The sequence below is a fragment of the Rummeliibacillus sp. TYF005 genome (assembly GCF_003844195.1).
In the GTDB taxonomy this organism is placed as follows: Bacteria; Bacillota; Bacilli; order Bacillales_A; family Planococcaceae; genus Rummeliibacillus.
This window is the reverse complement of sequence record NZ_ML122564.1, coordinates 1-22,687: the sequence shown is the minus strand read 5'-3', so window position 1 is coordinate 22,687 and position 22,687 is coordinate 1. Positions and strand designations below refer to the sequence as shown.

Below are 22,687 nucleotides of genomic sequence, written 5' to 3'. Positions count from 1 at the left end.
CCTCCTAAGGTATAATGAAGAAAAAAGGTATTTAAAGGAGTTTTAAATTGAAGAAAAAATGGTTATCGGTGTTATTAGCAGGCACGATGCTTTTAGCAGCCTGCGGAAACAATTCAGGAGAATCGTCAAAGGAAGATCATAATGACCATCATCAAACAAAGACAACTGAAACAACGGAGCATACTAATCATGCAAATCATCAACACAAACTAGCGAATGGTGATCTTCAAGAAGAAACAAAATCAGCAGAAATCTTACCTAGCTTTTTAGAAAATCAAACTGAAGACTTAAAACTTGTATATAAAGCTGCTGGACAAGCTACCGAGATTTTAAAATGGATGCCATGTTATTGTGGATGTGCAGAAAGTGCTAATCATAAAAGTAATTTAAATTGCTTTATAAAAGAGGTAAAAGACAATGGTGCTGTTGTTTGGGATGATCATGGAACACGTTGTATTGTTTGTGTAGAAATTGCGATTAAATCCATTAAACAGGCACAAGAAGGTGCCTCACTTAAAGAGATACGCAAACAAATTGATCAGGATTATAAAGAAGGATATTCAACACCAACACCAACTCCTATGCCATCATAGTACTTCTTAGAATAGGGGTTAAATGTAAAGTAATTAGAATTTTTACTTTTTCAAAAGGTTTTTACTATAATTTAATACAGAATTGCAGACAATTAGAGGGGAAAACGCTATCATATTGTTAGAGTGAGAACAAAACTCGTAGCAAAAGAAATGGAGATGAATGTCTTGGAATACCGTATTGAACATGACTCTATGGGAGAAGTTAAAGTACCAGCAGACAGCAAATGGGGTGCTCAAACACAACGAAGTAAACAAAACTTCCGCATCGGTTCTGACCATATGCCAATCGATTTTATCCACGGCTATGCAATCCTTAAAAAATCCGTAGCAAAAGTATGTGTTGAACTTGGTACTCTATCTGAAATCAAATATGAAGCAATCGCTCATGCTGCTGATGAAATCGTAGCAGGTAAATGGGATGATCAATTCCCATTAGTGATTTATCAAACAGGTTCAGGTACTCAAACAAACATGAACGTTAACGAAGTAATCGCTCATCTTGGTAATGAATACTTAGAAGCAAAAGGTTCTGAAGAACGCCTTCATCCAAATGACGACGTTAACAAATCTCAAAGTTCAAATGACTCATTCCCAACAGCTATGCACATCGCTACTTCTATCGCTGTTGAGAAAAATTTAATCCCAGCTTTAGAGCAAATTAAAGCAACATTAAAAGCTAAATCTGAAGAATTTATGCACTTGATCAAAATTGGTCGTACGCACTTACAAGATGCTACTCCAATAACACTTGGCCAAGAAATTAGTGGTTGGTTATACATGATCGAGTCTTCTGAAAAAATGATCAAAGAAGCAGCATTAAACATGCGCGAACTTGCTATCGGTGGTACTGCAGTAGGTACTGGTCTTAACACTCCAGATGGCTTCGATGAAAAGGTTGTTGCTGAAATTTCAAAAGAAACAGGCTTAGATTTCGTACCATCACCAAACAAATTCCATGCATTAACATCACACGATCAAATCGCTACTACTCATGGTGCGATGAAAGCATTAGCAGCTGATTTGATGAAAATCGCAAACGATGTTCGTTGGTTAGCTTCAGGTCCACGTTCTGGATTTGGTGAAATCTCAATTCCAGAAAACGAACCAGGTTCATCTATCATGCCAGGTAAAGTAAACCCTACTCAATGTGAAGCTGTTACAATGGTAGCTGTACAAGTTATGGGTAACGATGTAACAATCGGCTTTGCTGCATCACAAGGTAACTTTGAATTGAACGTGTTCAAACCAATTATCCTTCACAATTTCATGCAATCAGTTGAATTATTATCTGATGTAATCCGCAGCTTTGATGAACACTGCTTAGTGGGTATTACTGCAAACAAAGATAAACTTGAACACTTCTTAAACAACTCACTAATGTTAGTTACAGCTCTTAACCCATACATCGGTTATGAAAATGCTGCTAAAATCGCAAAACATGCTCATAAAAACGGCTTAACTTTAAAAGCTGCAGCACTTGAAACTGGTCTTCTAACAGAAGAACAATTCAACGAATGGGTTGTCCCAAGTAAAATGATTAAATTCTAAAAATTAGTCTTTAATATTTTAAATAAAAAAACGCCTGAGTATATAAATAAATACTCAGGCGTTTTTTATTTTGTTAGAGTGTTTTTGATAAAATACTTATATACATCTTTTATTCAGCTTCTTTTTACTCTAAGAATTCATGTTTTTTTGGTTATGCACAGTTTTTGCACATATTACGAAATAGCCTATGATTAGTTGCTAACTTATGCACTACAATTTATAAAATTGTGTATAAATTTATCTATTATCCCCAAGTGTAATATTTGATTTAGGATTTTTTAGATAGAATACTAATGCAAATGCGGATAACATGTGGATAATTGGAGAAGAAGGATTTTGCTTTCATATGATTTAAAGCGCAAACGCAATTAAGACTCTAATTATGCCACCCTTTAAAGTTCATAAGAAAAACACTTTATATAATTATTACTTGCACTTATCATAGTATTCAAGGTCTTGAATATCTTATTCGTGCTGCATCAAATGGTGTTCTAGTTTTATGGGAGGGAACTTAACATGCAGAAAAAGAAAAGTATTATAACAAGTTTGAGTCTAGTGTCAGTGATGCTAGTAGGATTTATAGGGGCTAACAGCTTAGCGCATGCGCAATCAAATGATGGAATAGGGTTAAGTTTAATAGATAAAGTCAATACAGTGGCAACTACAGAAAATCAAAATTTTATTGAACCTATCTTCGTCTATGGTGATTATTATCACTACTATAATTTTGAACAACAAGCTGTAGATTCACAAAGTATTAGTGACTTACCAACAGTGAATTTGAAATTAGACAATGGAGAGATGTCCTTCATAGAGAAGACATTAAAAAATATAATTCAAAAACAGTATAATTTTACTGTTACAAAAGATTCCGAAACACCATATAACTTCGTAGTAGACCTTTCAATGTCCTCAAAAAATACAAAAGAGGACATGACAGGGGCTATTTATGGGGTACTAACTAATAGAGACACTAAGAAAGAAATACGTTTTGATATACCTAGCGACAAAATGAGTAATGCGCTTATAACAACGGATTTCTTCAAATTAGCAAAGGGGAATTATACTTTGCGGATAGTAGATACTGGAAAACTGAAAAATCTAGAAAACTATAATTTTGTACTCATGAATACACTACAAGGTACTTTATTAGCAAAAGATGTTCCAATAGAAAAAAGCGGTAAACTAGTCTATGCAGGAACTAATGTTAGTTTTGAAATCTTTGTGTCACATGCTAATTTGCAAGGGGCAACTATTGAAACAAAGTGGGACTTGTATAATCCAAAAACAAAGAAATATGACAATATTTCACCATACAATGAGGGAAAGAAATATAGCTATAAATTAAAGAAAAAAGGTAATTATAAGTTCAGAATAACAAGTAGGATTAAAGGAACAAAAACAGTAGCAGTACAATACCATACCATTAAAGCTATAGATCAAGTAACCCCTAAAATCACAGCACTAAAACTAACAATAGGAAAATCAGTAGATAAAAAAGGAACGAAACAAGTCAGAGTGAATTATAATATAGAATCCCCTTACTATAATGGTCACTTGACTGTGTGGAAAAAGGGGACAACTGGAAAATATCAAAAGATAAAGGCCTTAAAGGTTGATGATATAAGTAGACATAGCTACAAGGATTTAAAGTTGAAAAAAGGAGTATATAAAGTCACTTTATACGTAAAGACAGATAAACTTTCTTTAAAGGATACGATTAAAAGCACAACTAAATCAAAAGTTTTTAATATAAATTAATCATCAAAGATACTTCAATTTAGTTTTTGGAGTGTGGATAGTACTTATTATTGTCAGAGTAATCCTCTAGTAAAATGATTTTTAGAATGAAAAATGGTATGAGTATCATGCACTCATACCATTTTTTGAATTTATTTTTCGTTACGTTTTTTATAGATTGTTGTCATAACAACTAGAACAAGTAGAATAATTTGACCGACAATTGTTTCAACTGTTGGATAGAAACCGATAGTTGACCAAACTGGTAAACCGCTAATTACTGATGATGGCAATATATCAGTCAATTGTAATGTATGAATGCTGACACCAATAATCTTGAACGCAAGAATATAGATTAAAATTGTAGCAACCGCAAAGAATTTGTGTACTGGAATCTTGCCGCTAACTCGTAATAAGAAGAAGGCTACAACTGCTAAGATGACAATTGCAGTTACAATTCCAAGACTAAAATCGGTTGTTGACATTTTAGGAGCAATTCCCATATAGAAGATTAATGTTTCAGCACCTTCTCGGAAGACAGATAGGAAACTGATAAATGCCATTGCCCAAATACTTTGTTTAGACATTGCGTGATTCATCTGTTTTGCTATATAAGAGTTCCATGCTTTAATATTCGACTTGCTATGCATCCAAACGCCAACACCAATCATCATTGCTGCAGCGATTAAACCTACATATCCTTCAATCATTTCACGACTAGTATTAATCGTAGCAGAGTTAAATATAGTAGACATTGAAACTGCTAAAACAGCACTTAATGCAACCCCGAAGAGAGCACCCATGTAAATCCATTTTCCCATATGTTGTTGATCGGATTTTTTTAAGAAAGCAATTAGTGCAACGATGATTAATAATGCTTCCAAACCTTCACGTAATAGGATTAAAGCTGAATCCCAAAAGCTATAGTTTTGATCACCTTGAATCAGTTGAATTTGTTGTTTAAAGTTATCTAATTGTGAGTTGATATCTTTTACATCAACAGTATCTTTCATCAAATCACTAGCAATAATCGGCATATCACTTTCAATTTTTGTATAGAGACTAGCATTTTTTGTACGGATATCCCCTTCAACATTTGGCCAAGTTGTGATGAACTTTTTGACCGTTGCAGAAGCTTTTTCATAATCTTCGTCGTCTATTTGAGCCTTTGCATCATCGATTAGATCAACTAGAGTTTGTAAAGAGTAAGTACCTTTAGCAGATGAAGCTACTTTTTTCCCAGCTCCAAAATCATTAATGGCCTTTTGTAGCCCGTCAAATTGATCTTGAATGGAATCCATATTCGGATTTTCATCAGAAAGTGCAATTCGTATAAAAGACATTTGTGTTTCAATTTTGCCATAAGCTGCAATGTCGTATTCTCGAACAGGTACTTCTTTTTTTGTCCAGAAAGTATTAAAGGCATTATAAGCCTTTGTAAGTTTTTCAACATCGCCTTCTTTAATGGAGGCTTGTAATTGATTTAGTGCAGGTTGCATAACATTTGCGAAGGCTTTTCTTTCAGCTTTTTCATCAACAGGATTTTCAGCCTTTTCAAGAGCTGTTAATGCTTTTGAGAGAACAGTTAATGCCTTCAAACGATCCTCTTTAGTAGTAGCTGTTTGTGTGTCTTCAAGAGCTTGTTCAACAGCTTTTGCTTCTTTTGAATCTTTGACGTTAGCTTGTTGCCAACTTTCCTCAAAAGTTCTGATTGCATCTTTTGCCTTTGCATCATTACCTTGTTTGGAATTCATTATGGCATCACTGATTGAAATATACAGGTTACTATAGGATTCCGCTGCTGCTACAGGATGGATTGTTGTGAGTGTAGCAAACAATAAGATAATGAGAAATTGACTACAACGTATTAAATAATGCTTCACCTATATAACTTCCTTTTTTTATACCAGGGAAGCAAGCGAAAACACCGCTTCCTCGATGTGTAATATATTCATTTAACTTATCTAGTCGTCCTAAACTGTTTTGAATCTTAATAAATTGTTCAGGATTCTTTTGGAAAGAGATAAATACGAGTCCGGCATCATAGGTACCTGTCGCATCAACAATACCTGAAGAGTAGGAGAATGAACGACGCATTATTCTAGCTTTTGCTTGTTTTGCTAGAAAAACATGTGATGTTTCGGGTACGATGTAATTTCCATTTTCATATTTTCGTTCAATCTCCACTGCATCAAATTCATTTTTCTTTCCAATTGGTGCGCCTGAATCACGATGACGACCAAAAGTATTTTCTTGTTCTTTTAAAGAAGTACGATCCCATGTTTCTAAATGTGTTTGGATACGACGTACGATTAAATAAGTCCCTCCTGTCATCCAAGGTTTAGAATCACCGGATTGTACCCAAACAACCTTATTCATGTCCTTTTCATCAGAGGTATTTGGATTTTCGGTACCATCTTTGAATGCAAACAAGTTGCGAGGTGTTTGTTTTTTTCCGTTTTTCGTAGGGAATGAATTAAAACCGGATTGTGACCATCTCATAGAAACTTTTCCTGAAGCAGCACGGATTAAATTTCGAACTGCATGAAACGCAACTTGTGGATCATCAGCACAAGCTTGAATGCATATGTCTCCACCTGTATAAGCATCTTCTAGTTGATCTTTAGGGAAGTGGGGTAAGTCTTTTAGTTCTTTCGGTTTTAATGATGCAAGGCCAAGTTCTTTTTTCTCAAATAGAGATGGTCCGACACCGAATGTAATTGATAGATTGCGAGCATCTAATCCTTTTGCTTCTCCAGTATCTTTTGGTGGAATCATATCATTCTTGTATTCACCAATCATATTACCATTCATCATTTGAACAGCAAGAGGTGTCCACATTTGGAACAACTCTTGCAATTCTTTTTTAGATTTAACTAAAACATTTAATGAAGCAAAGTAGATATTTGTTTGAACAGCAGTGGCGATACCTGATTGATGTTTGCCATAAAAATTCACTTTGTTAGTAGCGGTTGTATCGTCTTCTTGTAAGAAATCTTTGCCGAATGCTTTTAATACGCCTCCCATACCAGTAGCGCCAATTGCTATTCCAGCAGCTCCAGCACCAGTAATTTTTAACATTTGTCTGCGTGTTATTTTTTTATCTATCAATTTTTCATCATTGTTTGTCTTAGTCATTTTTTTCTCACTCCATAATAATTCCCATTTGACTTAATGGTTCGCCTAAGTGGTTTACAGCTTCTGATAATGCTTTTGTATCTTCTTTAGTTAGTTTTGTGTAAGATACATAGCCGCCATCTTTTGTTTCATATTTTGCAAGTAAATCATTAACTGCTTTGAATTTGTTAGTTAAGTCTTCTGCTAGTTTAGAATCTTTGTCTTTAATTTGATCTTCTAAAATAGTGAAGATTTTTTCTGCGCCTTCTATATTAGCTTTGAAGTCATATAAGTCAGTATGAGAATAGATTTCTTCTTCTCCAGAGATTTTTGAAGTAGATACTTCGTTTAATAGATCTACTGCACCTGTCATCATAGTATCAGGCGTTACTTCAGCAGTTTCTACACGGCCACGTAATTCTTTAGCATCAGCAAGTAATTGATCAGCTGTTTTTTCATAACCTTTAGTTGTGTTTTCTTCCCATAGACCATATTCAATTTTATGGTAACCAGTCCAATCTTCTTCACCTTGGCCTTCTTCTTTTAAATCTGCTAATCGAGCATCAATACGTGGGTCAAGATCGCCGAAGCTTTCTGCGATTGGTTCAGAACGTTCATAATACATACGAGCAACAGGATAAATTTCTTTTGCTTTATCTATATCTCCAGCTTTAACAGCAGCTACAAATTTCTCTGTCTCAGCAGTGAATTTATCTAATTGGTCAAGGGCAAATTCTCGATATGCATCAATTTCTTTTTGTAAATCAACTGATGAGGCATTTTTTGTTGATTCTTCAGTTTTTGCTTTACTATCGTCTTTTTTTGCATCATCTGTACTGTTACATCCAGTCATTACGACGCTCCCTGCTAATAAAATAGCTAGTAATGATTGTGCCTTCATATTTTTATTTCCTTCTTTCTAATGATTTGTTACGTACGTTTTCACTAATAGCAATGATAATCATTATCAATATAAAAATCAATAGAATTAAGAAAAGAATTTTTTTTAGACAAAAATAACGCTAATAATCTATCAAATTGTATCATGTTTTTAAAGAAAATATAGCACGGAAATTTGTATAGCTTTCCTATATATATTAAGAAAAGGAAGGGATATACCAAAGAGTAAATATTAACATTGAATTAGAGAGATTATAGGAATTTTTGCCATTGGGGATTTGCTCTTGTCTTTAATAATTCAAAAGCATGTCTAACAATTATGAAAAAGTAAACATACTTTTGAAATGTTATTTAATCGAGAAATTGTTTTAGTTCATTTTCTAAAAATGGTTTGGCAGATAAAAAATCTGTGAATGCATTATAACGTGCCTTTTGCACAATTGTTGGTTGTTTACCAGTATAGTAAGCACGGATTAAGATATTCTTAGGTGTATGTTCCATATCGATAAATTCTAAAAGTTGTGCATCATAACCGACTAAATTTAAAATTTCAGCACGTATTGAATCTGTTGCAAGTGCCGAAAAGCGTTCTTTAATAAGTCCATGTTGTAACATAATATCGAGAGGAGAGGATTGTAATTGACGGTTGAGTTCATGTTGGCAGCAAGGGACACTTAAAATAACGTGTGCTCCCCATTTCACAGCACGTGCTAATGCCATATCAGTTGCAACATCACAGGCGTGAAGAGTAACAACCATATCAACTGACGTTTCGTCATTATAGTCATTAATATCGCCGACTAAAAATTCAAGTTGATCATATTGCAAATCCTTAGCGATTTTAGAGCATTCTTCAATAACTTCTTTTTTTAAATCAAGTCCAGTAACGCGAATATCTAAGCCTTGTTCGACTTTTAAATAGTGGTATAAAGCAAATGTTAAATACGATTTCCCAGATCCAAAATCTAAAATACGGATTGTTTTATCCTTAGGAAGATAATCTAAAGAATCGTGGATAAATTCAATGAAGCGATTAATCTGTTTGAATTTATCATACTTTTGCTTTTTAACTTTACCCTCGGGGGATTGAACTCCAAGACGTATTAAAAATGGATAAGGTTTATCTGGATCAAGCAAATAATTCTTCTTACGATTATGTGATAAATTTATTTCTTTCAGCTCTGTTTTTTCAGCTTTCCACAACACTTTGTTTTTCTTAGAAAGTTGTATATGGATATTCTCTTCGATGAATTCGCCTTGGAATTGGCGGAATTGATCAAATAGATCATTAATGCTTTGTCCGATTAAAGATAATGGAACATTTTCGTGTTTTAATATACGTTCGTATTGGTACTCTAACTGAATATGATAAATACCTTTTAGTTTAAGTGGTTTCAGCTTAACACGTTTTAAATTGTTAGATTTTGTTCGTGGTTGACTGATAGTTGCTGATACAAGTTGCTCCTTAAGAAGAAGCTGTAATAAATTTTGTTTCATTTCATTAAAATCCATCTTTTCGCCTTCTTTATTATTTAATCGATGGCATAAGTGTATCATAATTTAGGCCTTCTTAAACTAATGCTAGTTTTGTTGTTTTTCATCTATATAAGTTAGTGTCTTACCAGTCCAACCTGCAAGGATTGTTAATATAGGTGAAAGTAAACAGAAGAAGGCAAAAGGAAAGTATGCCCAAGTAGATACAGTTAATACTTTTGTGATGAATATGCCACATACACTCCATGGAACAAGTGGGTTAACGACAGTTCCTGCATCTTCTGCGACTCGTGCTAAGTTTTTATTTTTTAAGCCAACTCTTTGAAATTGGGCTTGAAATGCTTGTCCTGTTAATAAAATCGAAAGATATTGTTCACCGATTAAGGTGTTGATCCCAATAGCTGTGAATGCAGCACCTGTAATTACAGAACCAACGCTTTTGAATAGTTTCTCAATACGTGATAGTACCGATTGTATAATACCTAAAGTAAATAATAGTCCACCCATACTAAGCGCTAATATTACGAGACCTACCGTAAACATCATACTATTAATACCACCGCGAGATAGGAGTGAATCTATATCTTTTATACCTGTATGAGAAGTGTATCCATTGAATAGATTAGATAACACTTCACTAAATCCATATTGATGATGAAAGTAAGATATGAGTATAGCTATGAGTGTTCCTGTAGCTAATGTTATAATAGCAGGAACTTTTTTTATTGCCATGATCATTAGAACTAACAGGGGAATTAGCGTGTACCAATGTACCATGTTAGTTGAAAGTAGGCCTTCCTTAAAGGTATTTATTTTATGCGTATTCTGTAAAACCTTAGATGGTGACAAAATAGCATAAATTATAGCCGAAAGAATAAGAGCGGGAATCGTTGTCCAGCACATATTCTTTATATGTTCAAATAAGTCTACGCCCATTATAGTAGATGATAAATTACATGTGTCAGATAATGGAGACATTTTATCGCCAAAGAATGCCCCAGATACAATTGCCCCAGCAGTAATTGCTAAAGAGATATCCATCGCGTTTGCCATACCGATAAAGGCAACACCTACTGTTGCAGTTGTTGTTAAGGAACTACCAATTGCAATACCTACAATACAAGTGACGATGAAAACAACTGCATAGAAGAAATGGGGAGTGATTGTTTCAAACCCTAAATAAATAAGTGTAGGAATTGTACCACTCATCATCCAGCTACTAATCAATGTGCCGATAAAGAAGAAGATAAAAATGGCACTAAGTCCTGCCGAAGCACCTTGGGTGAGTCCATTCTCTAAATCTTTGTATGGGATTTTTTTGTATAAACCATATGCTATCAATAATAGAATTGCGATAAGGATAGGCATATGTGGTACTGCATCAAAAATAGCAATACAAACAGTCATAATGGATATTATTAAAAAGATTAAGATAAATGCTTCCAAAAAGGAAGGGGTCATCTTAGCATGAATTCGAAACATTATAAATCCTCCTCAAAAGTCATCCAATTTGAAAATAAAAAAATCCTTCAATCCCATCAAAAGGGACGAAGGAAAACTCCGCGGTACCACCCTAATTGTCAAAATAGTTTTGACCACTTCATTGGTTCCAAGTTGTTAATGGTGTAATTCATCTTTGTCATAACCTAGGCTTACATCAACCGCCAAGTTTCTTTTTGCTGTCATTGACAAGACTACTTTTCGTCCATCGCTTGGAATATACTTTTTCACTTCAACGCGTTGAATCTATAAAGTATTTTACCACGTATTTAAATGTAGTCAATAAAATGAATTAAATTAAATATGTTATCTAGTCAATTTGATAAAAAAGAGCTGGATAAAACTTAGATCCAGCTCAGCAAATTTTAATGATTATTATTCTTTTTTCATAATATTAGTTTCTTTAAAGTATTTAATGAGGATATTTTCTACGTTTTCAAGATGCCATAACATAGCTTGTTTCGATTTTGTTTCATCTTGTTGTTCAATAGCCTCATAGATTTTCATATGCTCATCAAATAACTTTTCTCGTGTTGTTTGTTTAGAATATAGCCATATTCTTCTGGTTTCTTTCATCGTCTCGAACATCAGCCCAGATACTTGTTCTAAGAAAATAGAAAGTAATGGATTATGTGATGCTAGGGATATAGCAGTGTGAAATTCAAAATCAACTTTTTCCCCTAACTCTTCATTAAGAGGGGATTCTTTCATCTCCTCTAAAATCTCTCGCATTTTATTTAAATCTTCTTTCGTTCGATTTCGGGCCGCGGCAGTTACTGTTCCTACTTCAATAATTTTACGTACTTCTAAAAGGTCGGATATATCCTCTTTGTTCATAAGAATAGCCGTTGATAACGGAAATACTATTTGGTTTGCATCAAATGATTTAACAAATGTACCTTCACCTTGTTTGATATCAACTAATCCCATTGCTTTAAGTGCAGATAGAGCTTCTCTTATAGCAGAGCGACTTACTTGGAAGTTTTCCGAAAGTTGCTGGACTGAATCCAGGCGATCACCTGGTTGTAAGACACCTGTTCGAATCATTTCATGCAAAGCTTCTGCAACTTCTTCGTATATTTTTTTAGCTTTGATCTTTTTATATTGCAATATGTATTCACCTCGTAAATAGTAAAAACACTATTATTTCTATAATTATACATGATGTTGCTCTTCAAAGTATTTATTTACTTACGATAAATTTTCTAAAAATTGTTGAAAATATAAAAACTAAACAATATAATCTTATCATATAGTCATCAGATGACCTAATATTCATATTTTATAAATATATGGTTATAAAGGGGATTTTTTATCAGAGATTAGAATGTTTCTTGATAATTTAGGGGGAGAAAAAATGACATTTACGCAAAATTTCACAGCAGTAGGGGGAAGCTTGGGATGGACAGCACTAATTGCTGTTATTCCGATACTATACTTTTTCTGGGCATTAGTTATTAAAAAAATGAAAGGGCATAATGCCGGACTTACAACATTACTAGTTTCGTTGGTTTTAGCTGTAATCGTTTTCAAAGTGCCCGCTGGTACAGCAATTATGTCTGCTACACAAGGTGCTGTTTATGGATTAATACCAATAGGTTGGATTATTATCACATCTGTATTTCTTTATAATTTAACTGTAAAAACAGGATACTTTAATATTATTCGTCATTCAGTATTATCTATTACGGAAGACAGACGAATTCAAGCATTGCTTGTTGCGTTTTCTTTTGGAGCATTTTTAGAAGGTGCAGCAGGTTTTGGTGCACCAGTTGCGATTTCAGCAGCATTATTAGTAGGACTTGGTTTTAACCCTTTATATGCAGCAGGCCTGTGCTTAATCGCAAATACTGCACCAGTTGCATTTGGAGCAATAGGAGTGCCTATTACAGCAATGGAAGGTCCAACGGGAATCGCTGCAACTGAAATTTCAAAAGTTGTAGGACGTCAATTACCATTGTTATCAGTTTTTCTTCCATTCTTCCTAATTGTTATTATGGCTGGATTTAAAAAAGCTGTAGAAGTATTACCAGCAGTGCTCATCTCTGGTATTTCATTTGCACTTACGCAGTTCTTATCTTCTAACTTTTTAGGGCCTGAATTACCTGATGTTCTTTCAGCTTTAGTATCATTGGTAGCGCTTGCGGTATTTATGAAATTCTGGCAACCAAAAACAATCTTCCGTTTTAAAGCGGAACAGGAAGTAGCTGTAACCGTTGCTACAGTGGGACAAAATGAAGGAGAACATGAAGAACATTATTCGGGAGGGGAAGTTTTAAAGGCTTGGTCGCCATTTATTATTCTGACAGGATTTATCTCTATTTGGGGGATTCCAACAATTAAGCTTGCTTTAACAGGACATTACGAAGGGACAAATGTTATTTTAAAAGGTGTAAATGCTATTGGACATGCACTTACATTTATGCCTGAGGTTCCCTTTTTACACAACAAAGTACTTAGTGGCACATCTCATGAACCAATAGCAGCTGTATACAAGTTAGAATTGTTAGGGGCAGCGGGTACTGCAATTCTATTGGCAGCAGTTGTCACGAAATTTGTTCTAAAAGTATCTTGGAGTAAATGGATTGTAACTCTCATTGAAACAGTTAATGAAATAAAATATCCGCTAATAACTATTTGTTCAGTAGTTGCTTTTGCATATGTAGCAAATGTTGCAGGAATGACAACAACACTAGGATTGGTATTGGCAAAAACGGGCGCACTTTTCCCATTCTTTTCTCCAGTACTTGGTTGGTTAGGCGTATTTATCACAGGATCAGATACATCTTCCAATGTATTGTTTGCAAAACTTCAACAAGTTACTGCTGGTTCTGTTGGTATGGATCCAACCTTATCTCTTGCTGCTAATTCATCCGGGGGAGTTACAGGCAAAATGATTTCACCTCAATCCATTGCAGTTGCGACAGCGGCAGTTGGATTAGCGGGTAAAGAATCAGAATTACTACGGTTTACTTTAAAATATAGTATTTTCCTATTGTTACTGATCTGTATCCTAACATTCTTACAAAGTAATGTGCTATCTTGGATGCTTCCATAGAATAATTCTAAAGAGGTGTTATTTATAAGTTAAAAACTTATAGGTAACCCTTTTTACTTTCTGACAGTCAAAATTCATAATTCATCTCATTCAACATATTTTATAGTATTTATTAATAACAGAATCTTATGATATTATAGAATAATAGATTTATATAAGTGATAGTCATATATTGTTTGTTGAAAAATCTAAAAATTTTTAAAAATGATGTTTTATTGAAGGGGGATTTGATATGTCAGATAATATGTACCAATTATTTGCAATCATTATTTATATGGTTGCAATGTTGGGCATTGGATGGTATGCATTTATGAAAACGTCTAATTTGACAGATTATATGTTAGGTGGGCGTTCGTTAGGACCAGCTGTTACAGCACTGAGCGCAGGTGCTGCTGATATGTCTGGATGGTTATTAATGGGTTTGCCAGGTGCTATATATGCAAATGGGTTAATCGAAGGTTGGATTGCAATTGGTTTAACAATCGGTGCATATTTAAACTGGAGGCTAGTGGCACCGCGTTTACGCATGTATACACAAGTTGCAAATAACTCTATAACAATCCCTAGCTATTTAGATAATCGATTACGTGATCGTACAAAATTACTTAGAATTGCTTCGGGTTTAATCATTCTGGTATTCTTCACATTCTATGTATCTTCAGGAATGGTATCTGGAGGAGTATTTTTTGAAAGTTCTTTTGGTTATAGCTATCACACCGGATTGCTAATTGTCTCAGGCGTAGTGGTGGCTTATACATTGTTTGGAGGATTTTTAGCTGTTAGTTATACAGACTTTATACAAGGATTAACAATGTTTATAGCTCTTATAGCTGTACCGATTTTTGGCCTTTTTAAAACAGGTGGATTTTCAGAAACAGCTTCTTCTATTCGTGAAGTAAATCCTGACTTGTTAAGTTTTACTGCAGGAGGTACTGCAACAGCTGCAGTGATTATTTCGGCATTGGCATGGGGACTAGGCTACTTTGGTCAGCCACATATTGTTGTTCGTTTTATGGCTATTTCAAGTGTTAAGGAAACGAAACAAGCTCGTCGTATTGGTATTGGTTGGATGTTCTTAAGCCTATTTGGTGCCATTGCTACTGCACTTGTTGGTATCGCTTATTACCAACAAAATGGTCTGGATTTGAAAAATCCTGAAACAGTATTTATTGCATTAGGCCAAATATTATTTCATCCTTTTATCGCAGGTATTATGTTAGCTGCAATTTTAGCTGCAATTATGAGTACAATTTCATCTCAACTAATCGTTACATCCTCAGCATTAATTGAGGATATTTATAAGGCGATTTTCAAAAAAGACGGTTCAGATAAGCATTATGTCTTTATGGGAAGAATGGCAGTATTAATCGTATCATTAATCGCTATTGTTCTTGCTTGGAGTCAAGATAACAAAATATTGGATTTAGTGGCATTTGCATGGGCCGGTTTCGGTTCAGCTTTTGGCCCAATTATTTTACTTTCTTTATATTGGAGAAAGTTAACAAATTGGGGTGCTCTTTCGGGGATGGTAGTCGGTGCAGTTGTTTCTTATGTTTGGGGAACTATTGCTTCTCTTCATGAAAGACTTTATGAAATTGTTCCAGGCTTTGTATTAGGGTTGATTGTTGCTGTGATTGTAAGTTTAATGACTTACAAGAAAAGTGATGAAATTGAGAAAGAATTTGATGAAACATTAACTTTGTTGCAAGAGGAACAAAAATGAGTATCTTATAAATAAGAAGAAACTGTAAATTTCCCGTAGTTTTATATATAGCTACGGGCTTTTTTACAAGTAAGGGGATGAGTGCAATGTTTGAGTTAGATCATGTTGTTTATTTCACGAAAAAGGCACCTGTAGATATTGCTAAAGACATAACTATTGAAGGGATTCAGCCTGTTGTGGGAGGAAGACATTTACAATGGGGTACATTTAATGCTTTATTTTATACAAAGAATAGTTACATTGAATGGTTAGCTGTTGAAGATTCAACTATAGCAAAGAGGTCAACTCACCCTCTTGTTCAACAATTACTTTATGATATTGATGATGGTGAAGGATATAAAGCGTTGTGTTTACGTTCCGAAAATTTGGAGGAAAGTGATAGATATATCCGGAAACTAGGTTATCGAACGACTGGAATTATTCCTGCAGAAAGAAAAACGGCAGATGGTCAAATTATTAGATGGAAAATGCTTTTCATCAAACATAAGCTTGGGGATTCTTTACCGTATCCTTTTTTTATAGAATGGGAGCATTCGTTTGAAGAGCGACAAAAAATGCTAAAAGCTGATGGGACAATCCAAAAAGGTAATGAAGAAATACGCATAGAAAGATGCGTATTTCAGGTAAAAGATGTACAGCAAAAACTAATTCAGTGGTCACGCCTATTATCCTTGCCGATTACAGGTAATACTTTAAGGTTAAAGAATACAATATTTTCTTTTCAAAAGTTACCAGAAGGTAAGGAACGTTTACAAACAATCGATATTGTGAAAGTTTGAGTTTTAGACATTTCTTATGTTAGGATGGACATAACTTATATTATGGAAGATTAAGGAGAGTGGAATTCTACTCTCCTATTGTTTTTGAGATTGTGATTTTGTAACGTGAAGGAGGAAGTTTTTTGGAACCATTTATAGAGAAAGCTGTATTAGTAGGAGTTAACTTACGTAATGACTTACACTTTGACTATTCAATAGAAGAATTAGGGAATTTAGCTGAAGCGTTAGATGTTGAGGTAGTTGGAGTAGTAACACAAAATTTAGAAAGAATAAATCCTTCACACTATGTAGGTACAGGAAAAATAGAAGAAATTAAACATTTTTATGAAGCAGCAGATGCAAATTTGGTAATATTTGATGATGAATTATCGCCATCTCAAATTCGAAATTTAGAGAGAGATTTGGAATGTAAAGTAATTGACCGAACAATGCTAATCCTTGATATATTTGCTAGAAGAGCAAAGTCAAAAGAAGCTCAAATGCAAGTTGAATTAGCTCAATTACAATATATGCTACCTCGTTTAGTAGGACTTAGAGACTCTTTAAGTCGTCAAGGTGGAGGTACAGGCGGTGGATTCAAAAACCGTGGAGCTGGTGAAACAAAGTTAGAATTAGATCGACGAAAGATTGAAGATCAAATCGCCAAACTGCATAAAGAATTAGAAAGTGTAAAAGAACAACGTGAGACGCAAAGAAAGCAACGTCGCAAAAGTGAAATTCCTATTGTTTCAATAGTTGGGTATACAAACGCTGGAAAGTCCACTATTATGAATCAGCTACTGAACAAAATAGATCAAGAAGATCATAAACAAGTTTTTGAGAAAGACATGCTATTTGCGACACTTGAAACGTCGGTCAGACAAATATCATTGCCGGATAATAAAAGTTTCTTATTAACAGATACAGTTGGTTTTGTTAGTAAGCTTCCACATCATTTAGTAAAGGCATTTCGCTCTACTTTGGAAGAGGCGAGAGATGCAGATTTACTTTTGCATGTTGTTGATGCATCAAATGATGAAAATCAGTATATGATGGAAATTACAAATAATACTTTACAAGCAGTTGGTGTAGAGGATATTCCAACTTTATATGTATTCAATAAATCAGATTTAGCCAATCTCGCTTATCCTTATGTTAATAACGAACAAATTTGGATATCTGCAAAAGAAGGAAAAGGAATAGACGAACTACTAGAACTAATTCGCAAACATATTTTCTCAAATTATGTAACTTGTACGCTTTGTATACCATTTGAACGTGGGGACATTGTATCGTATATGAACGAGCATGCACATATTATGGAAACTTCATATGATGAAAGAGGAACTATTATTGAAGTAGAACTTCATGAGGCGATTGCCGAAAAATATAAGGAATTTTGGTTAAACTAAAGAGGTAGCAAATTGCTATCTCTTTTTATATGTGTAAATTATGGGTATTTATGAATTGAAGTGTGTTTCTGGAAAATACAGCAATGTTATAGAAGGAGTTCCCAAAAGTTAAATAAATAATAATTTTCCACCCTCGTTAATCTCAGGAATCCTTTATTTATGGGGTTTTTTGTTATTTAAATAGTCTAAAAATATAAAATTATCTGTTTATTATGTTTTTTTGACAACTTCAAATTGTGCGTGTATAATGGACAACATCTTCACTAAATTATAAACCTATAATTTTTATAGTTTGAATTGTGAGACTATTTTTTATATTGAAAGAAGGAGAGTTTTCTTATGGCAACTAAAGAGGAAATCGTCAAGTCAGTTCCTCAAACAGGATTCTTCGGACATCCTAAAGGTTTATTTAGTTTGTTCTTTACAGAATTTTGGGAACGATTCTCATACTACGGTATGAAAGCAATCCTAATCTACTTCATGTATGATACTGTTCAAAACGGTGGTTTAGGATTAGATAAAGCTACAGCTGCTTCAATCATGGCAATTTATGGTTCACTTGTATATATGTCAGGGATTATTGGTGGATGGATTGCTGACCGTATTCTCGGTACAAGAAGAACAATCTTTTGGGGTGGTATTTTAATCATCTTAGGTCACTTGTCTTTAGCAATTCCTGGTGGTTTAACATTCTTATTTGCTTCAATGATTTTGATTATTCTTGGTACAGGTCTTTTGAAACCAAACGTATCTTCAGTTGTTGGTGATATGTATGCAGAAGATGATACTCGTCGTGACGCTGGTTTCAACATTTTCTACATGGGGATTAACGCAGGTGCATTTATCTCTCCATTAATCGTAGGGGCAGTACAAAAAGAGTATAATTATCATGTAGGTTTTAGTATTGCAGCAATCGGTATGGCAATTGGTTTATTTATGTATACACATAAACAAAAACAAAAATTGGGCCTTGCAGGTCTAGAACCTAAAAATCCATTAAATATTCAAGAACGTAACAGTATCCTTAAAAAATTCATCGCTGCTGTTATTATCGTGGCAGTATTGGTAGTTATTGCAGCAATGTCAGGTATGTTATCAATTGGTAGCGTCGTTAACTTCTTTACTGTAATCGGCTTATTAGCTCCAATTGCTGTATTCATCTGGATGTTTACTAGTAAAAAAACAAAAAAAGAAGAAAAATCACATCTTCTTGCATATATTCCTTTATTCATTACAAGTACAATGTTCTGGGTTATTCAAGAACAAGGATCAACAATTCTTGCAGCGTATATTGATACTCGTACAGATTTAACAATGGGATCATTTAAAATTCCAGCAGCATGGTTCCAATCTTTGAATCCATTATTTATCATTACGATGGCACCAATCTTTGCTTGGATTTGGGTGAGAATGGGTAAACGTCAACCATCTACACCGATTAAATTTGCATTCTCACTTTTATTTGCCGGGGTTTCATTCTTAATCATGATTATTCCAGCAATCACTTCTGGTGGTAAAGAATTAATTAGCCCTTGGTGGATTGTTCTTTCATTCTTCTTAGTAGTCGTAGGGGAATTATTAATGTCACCAGTAGGTCTATCAGCAACAACTAAATTAGCTCCAGCGGCATTTGCAGCACAAACGATGTCACTTTGGTTCTTAACAAGTACTGCAGCTCAAGCATTGAATGCTCAATTTGCAAAATTATTTGCAAAAATTACTGAAGTTCAATATTTCGGATATCTAGGAGGAGCATCTGTTTTACTATTCTTAGTTATGTTAATCTTAAGCCCATGGATTTCTAAGAAAATGGGTAATATTCGATAAAGTGAAACGCCTGTAATAAGAGTCACTAATTGTGATAGAAACCTGTCCTAAAATCATTTTAGATGATTTTGGGACAGGTTTTTTTATATTCTCCAACTACAATACTTTTGCTGCGGAGAGGCATAATAACGTCCTTCTTCATTCTAATTGAGAATATGGGTACTCTAAACATCGATGGTGAAGGGGTTTATAGAGTCTTCGGAAAATATTTGATAATCATTTTCATTTAACTATTGAAATAGAATTTACTGATGGTATAATATGTATTGTAAGTAAATGATAATGATTTTCAATAGATTGTATTACTTATAAAATGGAAAAAGTCGGGGTTGTTATGAAGAAACGATATTTGTTTATAGCATTAATTGTTTTATCAATCTTATCTCTTTTTGTTGGGGTAAGTAGTATTTCACCAAAGGATTTGCTAGACATACATTCGGACAAAACACAAATTTTCCTTATTAGCCGTGTACCAAGGTTAATAGCCATTATATTGGCGGGGGTTGGAATGAGTATTGCTGGTTTAATCATGCAAAGTTTAAGCCGTAATAAGTTCGTTTCACCAACCACAGCAGGAACATTAGATGCCACTCGCTTAGGTATTCTTGTATCGATGTTGTTATTTGCAAATGCATCGATGTTAGAGAAAATGGCGGTTTCCTTTGTATTTGCTTTAGCTGGCACCCTATTATTTATGCAAATTTTGGACCGTATTAAATTTAAAGATGCAATTTTCATTCCGCTTGTTGGGTTAATGTTCGGAAATATCTTGTCTTCAATTACCACTTTCTTCGCCTATAAGACGAATACTATTCAGAATATTTCGACTTGGTTGCAAGGTGATTTTTCAATGATTATGAAAGGACGCTATGAATTACTTTATATAAGTGTGCCAGTATTAATCATTGCATATTTATATGCAAATCGTTTCACTGTTGCAGGAATGGGGGAAGACTTTGCGAAAAATTTGGGTCTAGCATATAAACGTATCGTTAATTTTGGGTTAATCCTTGTAGCGTTAATAACAACTACTGTTGTATTAACTGTAGGAATGATTCCATTTTTAGGGTTGATTATCCCGAATATTGTTTCCATTTTTAAGGGGGATCATTTACAAAAGACTTTACCTCATACTGCATTACTCGGTGCAATCTTCCTTTTGGTTTGCGATATCTTAGGACGATTGCTCATATATCCATATGAGATATCGATTAGTTTAATGGTTGGCGTTATTGGTAGTGCAGTCTTCCTATTCTTGTTGTTTAGGGGGAAAGCATATGCGTAATAGTATAAAGATTTTAATATTAGCAGGTTTGTCTACGATTTTTTGTGGATTATATTTGTTTCAAGGATTGAATGGTAATTATGATTACATATTGCCACGACGTATGATCAAATTGATTGCTATGGCACTGACAGGGGTTTCAATTGCGTATTCAACCGTTATATTCCAAACAATCACACATAATCGTATTCTAACCCCAAGTATTATGGGATTAGACTCATTGTACTTATTGCTGCAAACGGTGATTATCTTTTTCCTTGGCTCTAGCCATATGGCGGTGATGAATACACAAGTTAACTTCTTTATATCTGTTATCGCTATGGTTGGTTTTGCCTTACTACTTTACCAGTTTTTATTCCGCTCCGGCGGACGTCCAATTTACTTTTTACTTCTAGTAGGAATCATTGTAGGGACATTTTTAGGAAGCATTACAACCTTCTTGCAAGTATTAATCGATCCGAATGAGTTTACTCGAGTGCAAGATAAGATGTTTGCAAGTTTTAATAATGTGAATGGTGATTTAGTGTGGTTTGCATTAGTAATCGTCATCATTGTTATGATTATTGGATTGAGAATGGTCAATGAGTTAGACGTTTTATCCCTTGGACGTGATAATGCCATTAATCTAGGTGTCCCATATGATAAGGTTGTAAAACGTATGCTTATTATATCTGCTGTATTGATTGCTGTTTCAACAGCATTAGTTGGTCCAATCACATTCTTTGGATTAATCGTCGCTAACCTTTCCTATCAATTTTTTAATACTTATAAGCATTCCGTGTTAATCACGGGTGCAGCCCTATTAAGCTTAGTTGCTTTAATCGGTGGGCAATGGATTGTCGAACGTGTATTTACATTCTCAACAACTTTAAGTGTCATCATCAATTTCATCGGTGGTATTTACTTTATTTACTTATTATTAAGGGAGAGTCGATCTGCATGATCCAAGTAAAAGAAATATCCAAAAACTTCGGTAAAAAGAGAGTTGTTGATAAGGTAAGTGTTGATATAAAGCGTGGGAAAATCACGTCATTTATCGGTCCGAATGGGGCTGGTAAATCGACATTACTATCAATGGTAAGTCGATTATTGGATGCAGATACTGGGGAAGTATTACTTGATAGTACTGATGTGAAAAAAGTAAAATCAAATGATTTTGCAAAACGAGTTTCGATATTAAAACAATCGAACTTTATGAATGTACGTTTAACGATTCGTGAACTTGTTTCTTTCGGGAGGTTCCCGTATTCACATGGACATCTAAATGCGAAAGACCATATGAAAGTCGATGAAGCAATTCAATATATGAACTTAGAAGATATTCAACATGATTATTTAGATGAGTTATCAGGAGGACAACGACAAAGAGCTTTTATAGCGATGGTCATTGCACAAGATACGGAATACATTTTACTAGATGAGCCTTTAAATAACTTAGATATGAAACATTCTGTTCAGATTATGAAAATTTTACGCAAGCTTGTAGACGAGTTAGACAAGACAGTTGTCATTGTTTTGCATGATATTAATTTTGCATCTGTCTATTCAGATTATATTGTAGCTTTAAAGGATGGAAGGGTCATTAAGGATGGACCGACAAATGAAATTATTAACTCAGAATCATTAAAAGAAATATATGATATGGACATTCCTATTCAAGAGATGAATAGCTGTCGTATCTGTGTATATTTTAATTCATAATAAAGCCCAGGGGTGAAATGTCAATCATAAA

At 34.2% G+C, this 22,687-nt stretch carries 17 protein-coding genes; 11 read left to right on the top strand and 6 right to left on the bottom strand.

Going from position 1 to position 22,687, the window contains the following annotated elements:
- Positions 1-47 precede the first annotated feature (47 nt).
- From CW357_RS11880 to CW357_RS11870, 3 genes are all read left to right on the top strand, one after another.
- Positions 48-593, top strand: coding sequence for a PCYCGC domain-containing protein (locus CW357_RS11880; RefSeq protein WP_233548088.1), 546 nt, complete (start codon positions 48-50; stop codon positions 591-593).
- Positions 594-758: 165 nt separating this feature from the next.
- Positions 759-2,141: a class II fumarate hydratase gene (gene fumC / locus CW357_RS11875; RefSeq protein ID WP_119416152.1), complete on the top strand. Its 1,383-nt coding sequence runs from the start codon at positions 759-761 to the stop codon at positions 2,139-2,141.
- A 516-nt stretch (positions 2,142-2,657) separates the two neighbouring features.
- On the top strand, positions 2,658-3,902 hold the full coding sequence (locus CW357_RS11870) for a hypothetical protein (RefSeq protein WP_124218163.1): 1,245 nt from the start codon (positions 2,658-2,660) through the stop codon (positions 3,900-3,902).
- Between the two features lie 131 nt (positions 3,903-4,033).
- Here CW357_RS11870 and CW357_RS11865 read toward each other — a convergent pair whose 3' ends face one another.
- From CW357_RS11865 to CW357_RS11840, 6 genes are all read right to left on the bottom strand, one after another.
- Positions 4,034-5,764, bottom strand: coding sequence for an FTR1 family iron permease (locus CW357_RS11865; protein WP_119417188.1), 1,731 nt, complete (start codon positions 5,762-5,764; stop codon positions 4,034-4,036).
- The gene (efeB, locus tag CW357_RS11860; RefSeq protein WP_124218162.1) at positions 5,739-7,019 is read right to left on the bottom strand and encodes an iron uptake transporter deferrochelatase/peroxidase subunit; all 1,281 of its coding nucleotides are present in this window, start codon (positions 7,017-7,019) and stop codon (positions 5,739-5,741) included. The genes CW357_RS11865 and efeB overlap by 26 nt, the downstream gene beginning before the upstream one ends.
- A gap of 7 nt (positions 7,020-7,026) precedes the next feature.
- Positions 7,027-7,899, bottom strand: coding sequence for an iron uptake system protein EfeO (gene efeO / locus CW357_RS11855; protein ID WP_119417186.1), 873 nt, complete (start codon positions 7,897-7,899; stop codon positions 7,027-7,029).
- Between the two features lie 350 nt (positions 7,900-8,249).
- Complete coding sequence (locus tag CW357_RS11850; RefSeq protein ID WP_119417190.1) at positions 8,250-9,410, bottom strand: class I SAM-dependent methyltransferase; 1,161 nt, start codon at positions 9,408-9,410, stop codon at positions 8,250-8,252.
- A 69-nt stretch (positions 9,411-9,479) separates the two neighbouring features.
- Positions 9,480-10,874: a Na+/H+ antiporter NhaC gene (gene nhaC / locus CW357_RS11845; protein ID WP_119417185.1), complete on the bottom strand. Its 1,395-nt coding sequence runs from the start codon at positions 10,872-10,874 to the stop codon at positions 9,480-9,482.
- Between the two features lie 393 nt (positions 10,875-11,267).
- Positions 11,268-12,002 carry a FadR/GntR family transcriptional regulator gene (locus CW357_RS11840; protein ID WP_119417184.1) on the bottom strand — a complete coding sequence of 245 codons (735 nt, stop codon included), beginning with the start codon at positions 12,000-12,002 and terminating at the stop codon, positions 11,268-11,270.
- Positions 12,003-12,249: 247 nt separating this feature from the next.
- On the opposite strand from CW357_RS11840, the gene CW357_RS11835 reads away from it, so the two are divergent.
- The 8 genes from CW357_RS11835 to CW357_RS11800 all read left to right on the top strand — a co-directional run bounded on the left by CW357_RS11835 (position 12,250) and on the right by CW357_RS11800 (position 22,656).
- On the top strand, positions 12,250-13,950 hold the full coding sequence (locus CW357_RS11835) for an L-lactate permease (RefSeq protein ID WP_124218161.1): 1,701 nt from the start codon (positions 12,250-12,252) through the stop codon (positions 13,948-13,950).
- Between the two features lie 232 nt (positions 13,951-14,182).
- Positions 14,183-15,673: a sodium/proline symporter PutP gene (gene putP, locus CW357_RS11830; protein ID WP_124218160.1), complete on the top strand. Its 1,491-nt coding sequence runs from the start codon at positions 14,183-14,185 to the stop codon at positions 15,671-15,673.
- 86 nt (positions 15,674-15,759) lie between these two features.
- Positions 15,760-16,452 carry a VOC family protein gene (locus CW357_RS11825; RefSeq protein WP_119417334.1) on the top strand — a complete coding sequence of 231 codons (693 nt, stop codon included), beginning with the start codon at positions 15,760-15,762 and terminating at the stop codon, positions 16,450-16,452.
- A gap of 122 nt (positions 16,453-16,574) precedes the next feature.
- Positions 16,575-17,843 carry a GTPase HflX gene (gene hflX, locus CW357_RS11820; RefSeq protein WP_119417333.1) on the top strand — a complete coding sequence of 423 codons (1,269 nt, stop codon included), beginning with the start codon at positions 16,575-16,577 and terminating at the stop codon, positions 17,841-17,843.
- Positions 17,844-18,182: 339 nt separating this feature from the next.
- Positions 18,183-19,670 carry a peptide MFS transporter gene (locus CW357_RS11815; RefSeq protein ID WP_124218159.1) on the top strand — a complete coding sequence of 496 codons (1,488 nt, stop codon included), beginning with the start codon at positions 18,183-18,185 and terminating at the stop codon, positions 19,668-19,670.
- 334 nt (positions 19,671-20,004) lie between these two features.
- The gene (locus tag CW357_RS11810) at positions 20,005-20,955 is read left to right on the top strand and encodes an ABC transporter permease (protein ID WP_119417331.1); all 951 of its coding nucleotides are present in this window, start codon (positions 20,005-20,007) and stop codon (positions 20,953-20,955) included.
- On the top strand, positions 20,948-21,898 hold the full coding sequence (locus tag CW357_RS11805) for an iron chelate uptake ABC transporter family permease subunit (RefSeq protein ID WP_119417330.1): 951 nt from the start codon (positions 20,948-20,950) through the stop codon (positions 21,896-21,898). Before CW357_RS11810 ends, CW357_RS11805 begins: the two co-directional genes overlap by 8 nt.
- The gene (locus CW357_RS11800) at positions 21,895-22,656 is read left to right on the top strand and encodes an iron ABC transporter ATP-binding protein (RefSeq protein ID WP_119417329.1); all 762 of its coding nucleotides are present in this window, start codon (positions 21,895-21,897) and stop codon (positions 22,654-22,656) included. The genes CW357_RS11805 and CW357_RS11800 overlap by 4 nt, the downstream gene beginning before the upstream one ends.
- The last annotated feature ends 31 nt before the right edge of the window (positions 22,657-22,687 follow it).

Coding starts and splice junctions, on each gene's coding strand:
- CW357_RS11870 (WP_124218163.1), top strand. CDS start 2,658: ATGCAGAAAAAGAAAAGTATTATAACAAGTTTGAGTCTAGTGTCAGTG.
- putP (WP_124218160.1), top strand. CDS start 14,183: ATGTCAGATAATATGTACCAATTATTTGCAATCATTATTTATATGGTT.
- CW357_RS11815 (WP_124218159.1), top strand. CDS start 18,183: ATGGCAACTAAAGAGGAAATCGTCAAGTCAGTTCCTCAAACAGGATTC.
- CW357_RS11850 (WP_119417190.1), bottom strand. CDS start 9,410: ATGGATTTTAATGAAATGAAACAAAATTTATTACAGCTTCTTCTTAAG.
- nhaC (WP_119417185.1), bottom strand. CDS start 10,874: ATGTTTCGAATTCATGCTAAGATGACCCCTTCCTTTTTGGAAGCATTT.
- CW357_RS11800 (WP_119417329.1), top strand. CDS start 21,895: ATGATCCAAGTAAAAGAAATATCCAAAAACTTCGGTAAAAAGAGAGTT.
- CW357_RS11805 (WP_119417330.1), top strand. CDS start 20,948: ATGCGTAATAGTATAAAGATTTTAATATTAGCAGGTTTGTCTACGATT.
- efeB (WP_124218162.1), bottom strand. CDS start 7,019: ATGACTAAGACAAACAATGATGAAAAATTGATAGATAAAAAAATAACA.
- CW357_RS11810 (WP_119417331.1), top strand. CDS start 20,005: ATGAAGAAACGATATTTGTTTATAGCATTAATTGTTTTATCAATCTTA.
- CW357_RS11835 (WP_124218161.1), top strand. CDS start 12,250: ATGACATTTACGCAAAATTTCACAGCAGTAGGGGGAAGCTTGGGATGG.
- efeO (WP_119417186.1), bottom strand. CDS start 7,899: ATGAAGGCACAATCATTACTAGCTATTTTATTAGCAGGGAGCGTCGTA.
- CW357_RS11825 (WP_119417334.1), top strand. CDS start 15,760: ATGTTTGAGTTAGATCATGTTGTTTATTTCACGAAAAAGGCACCTGTA.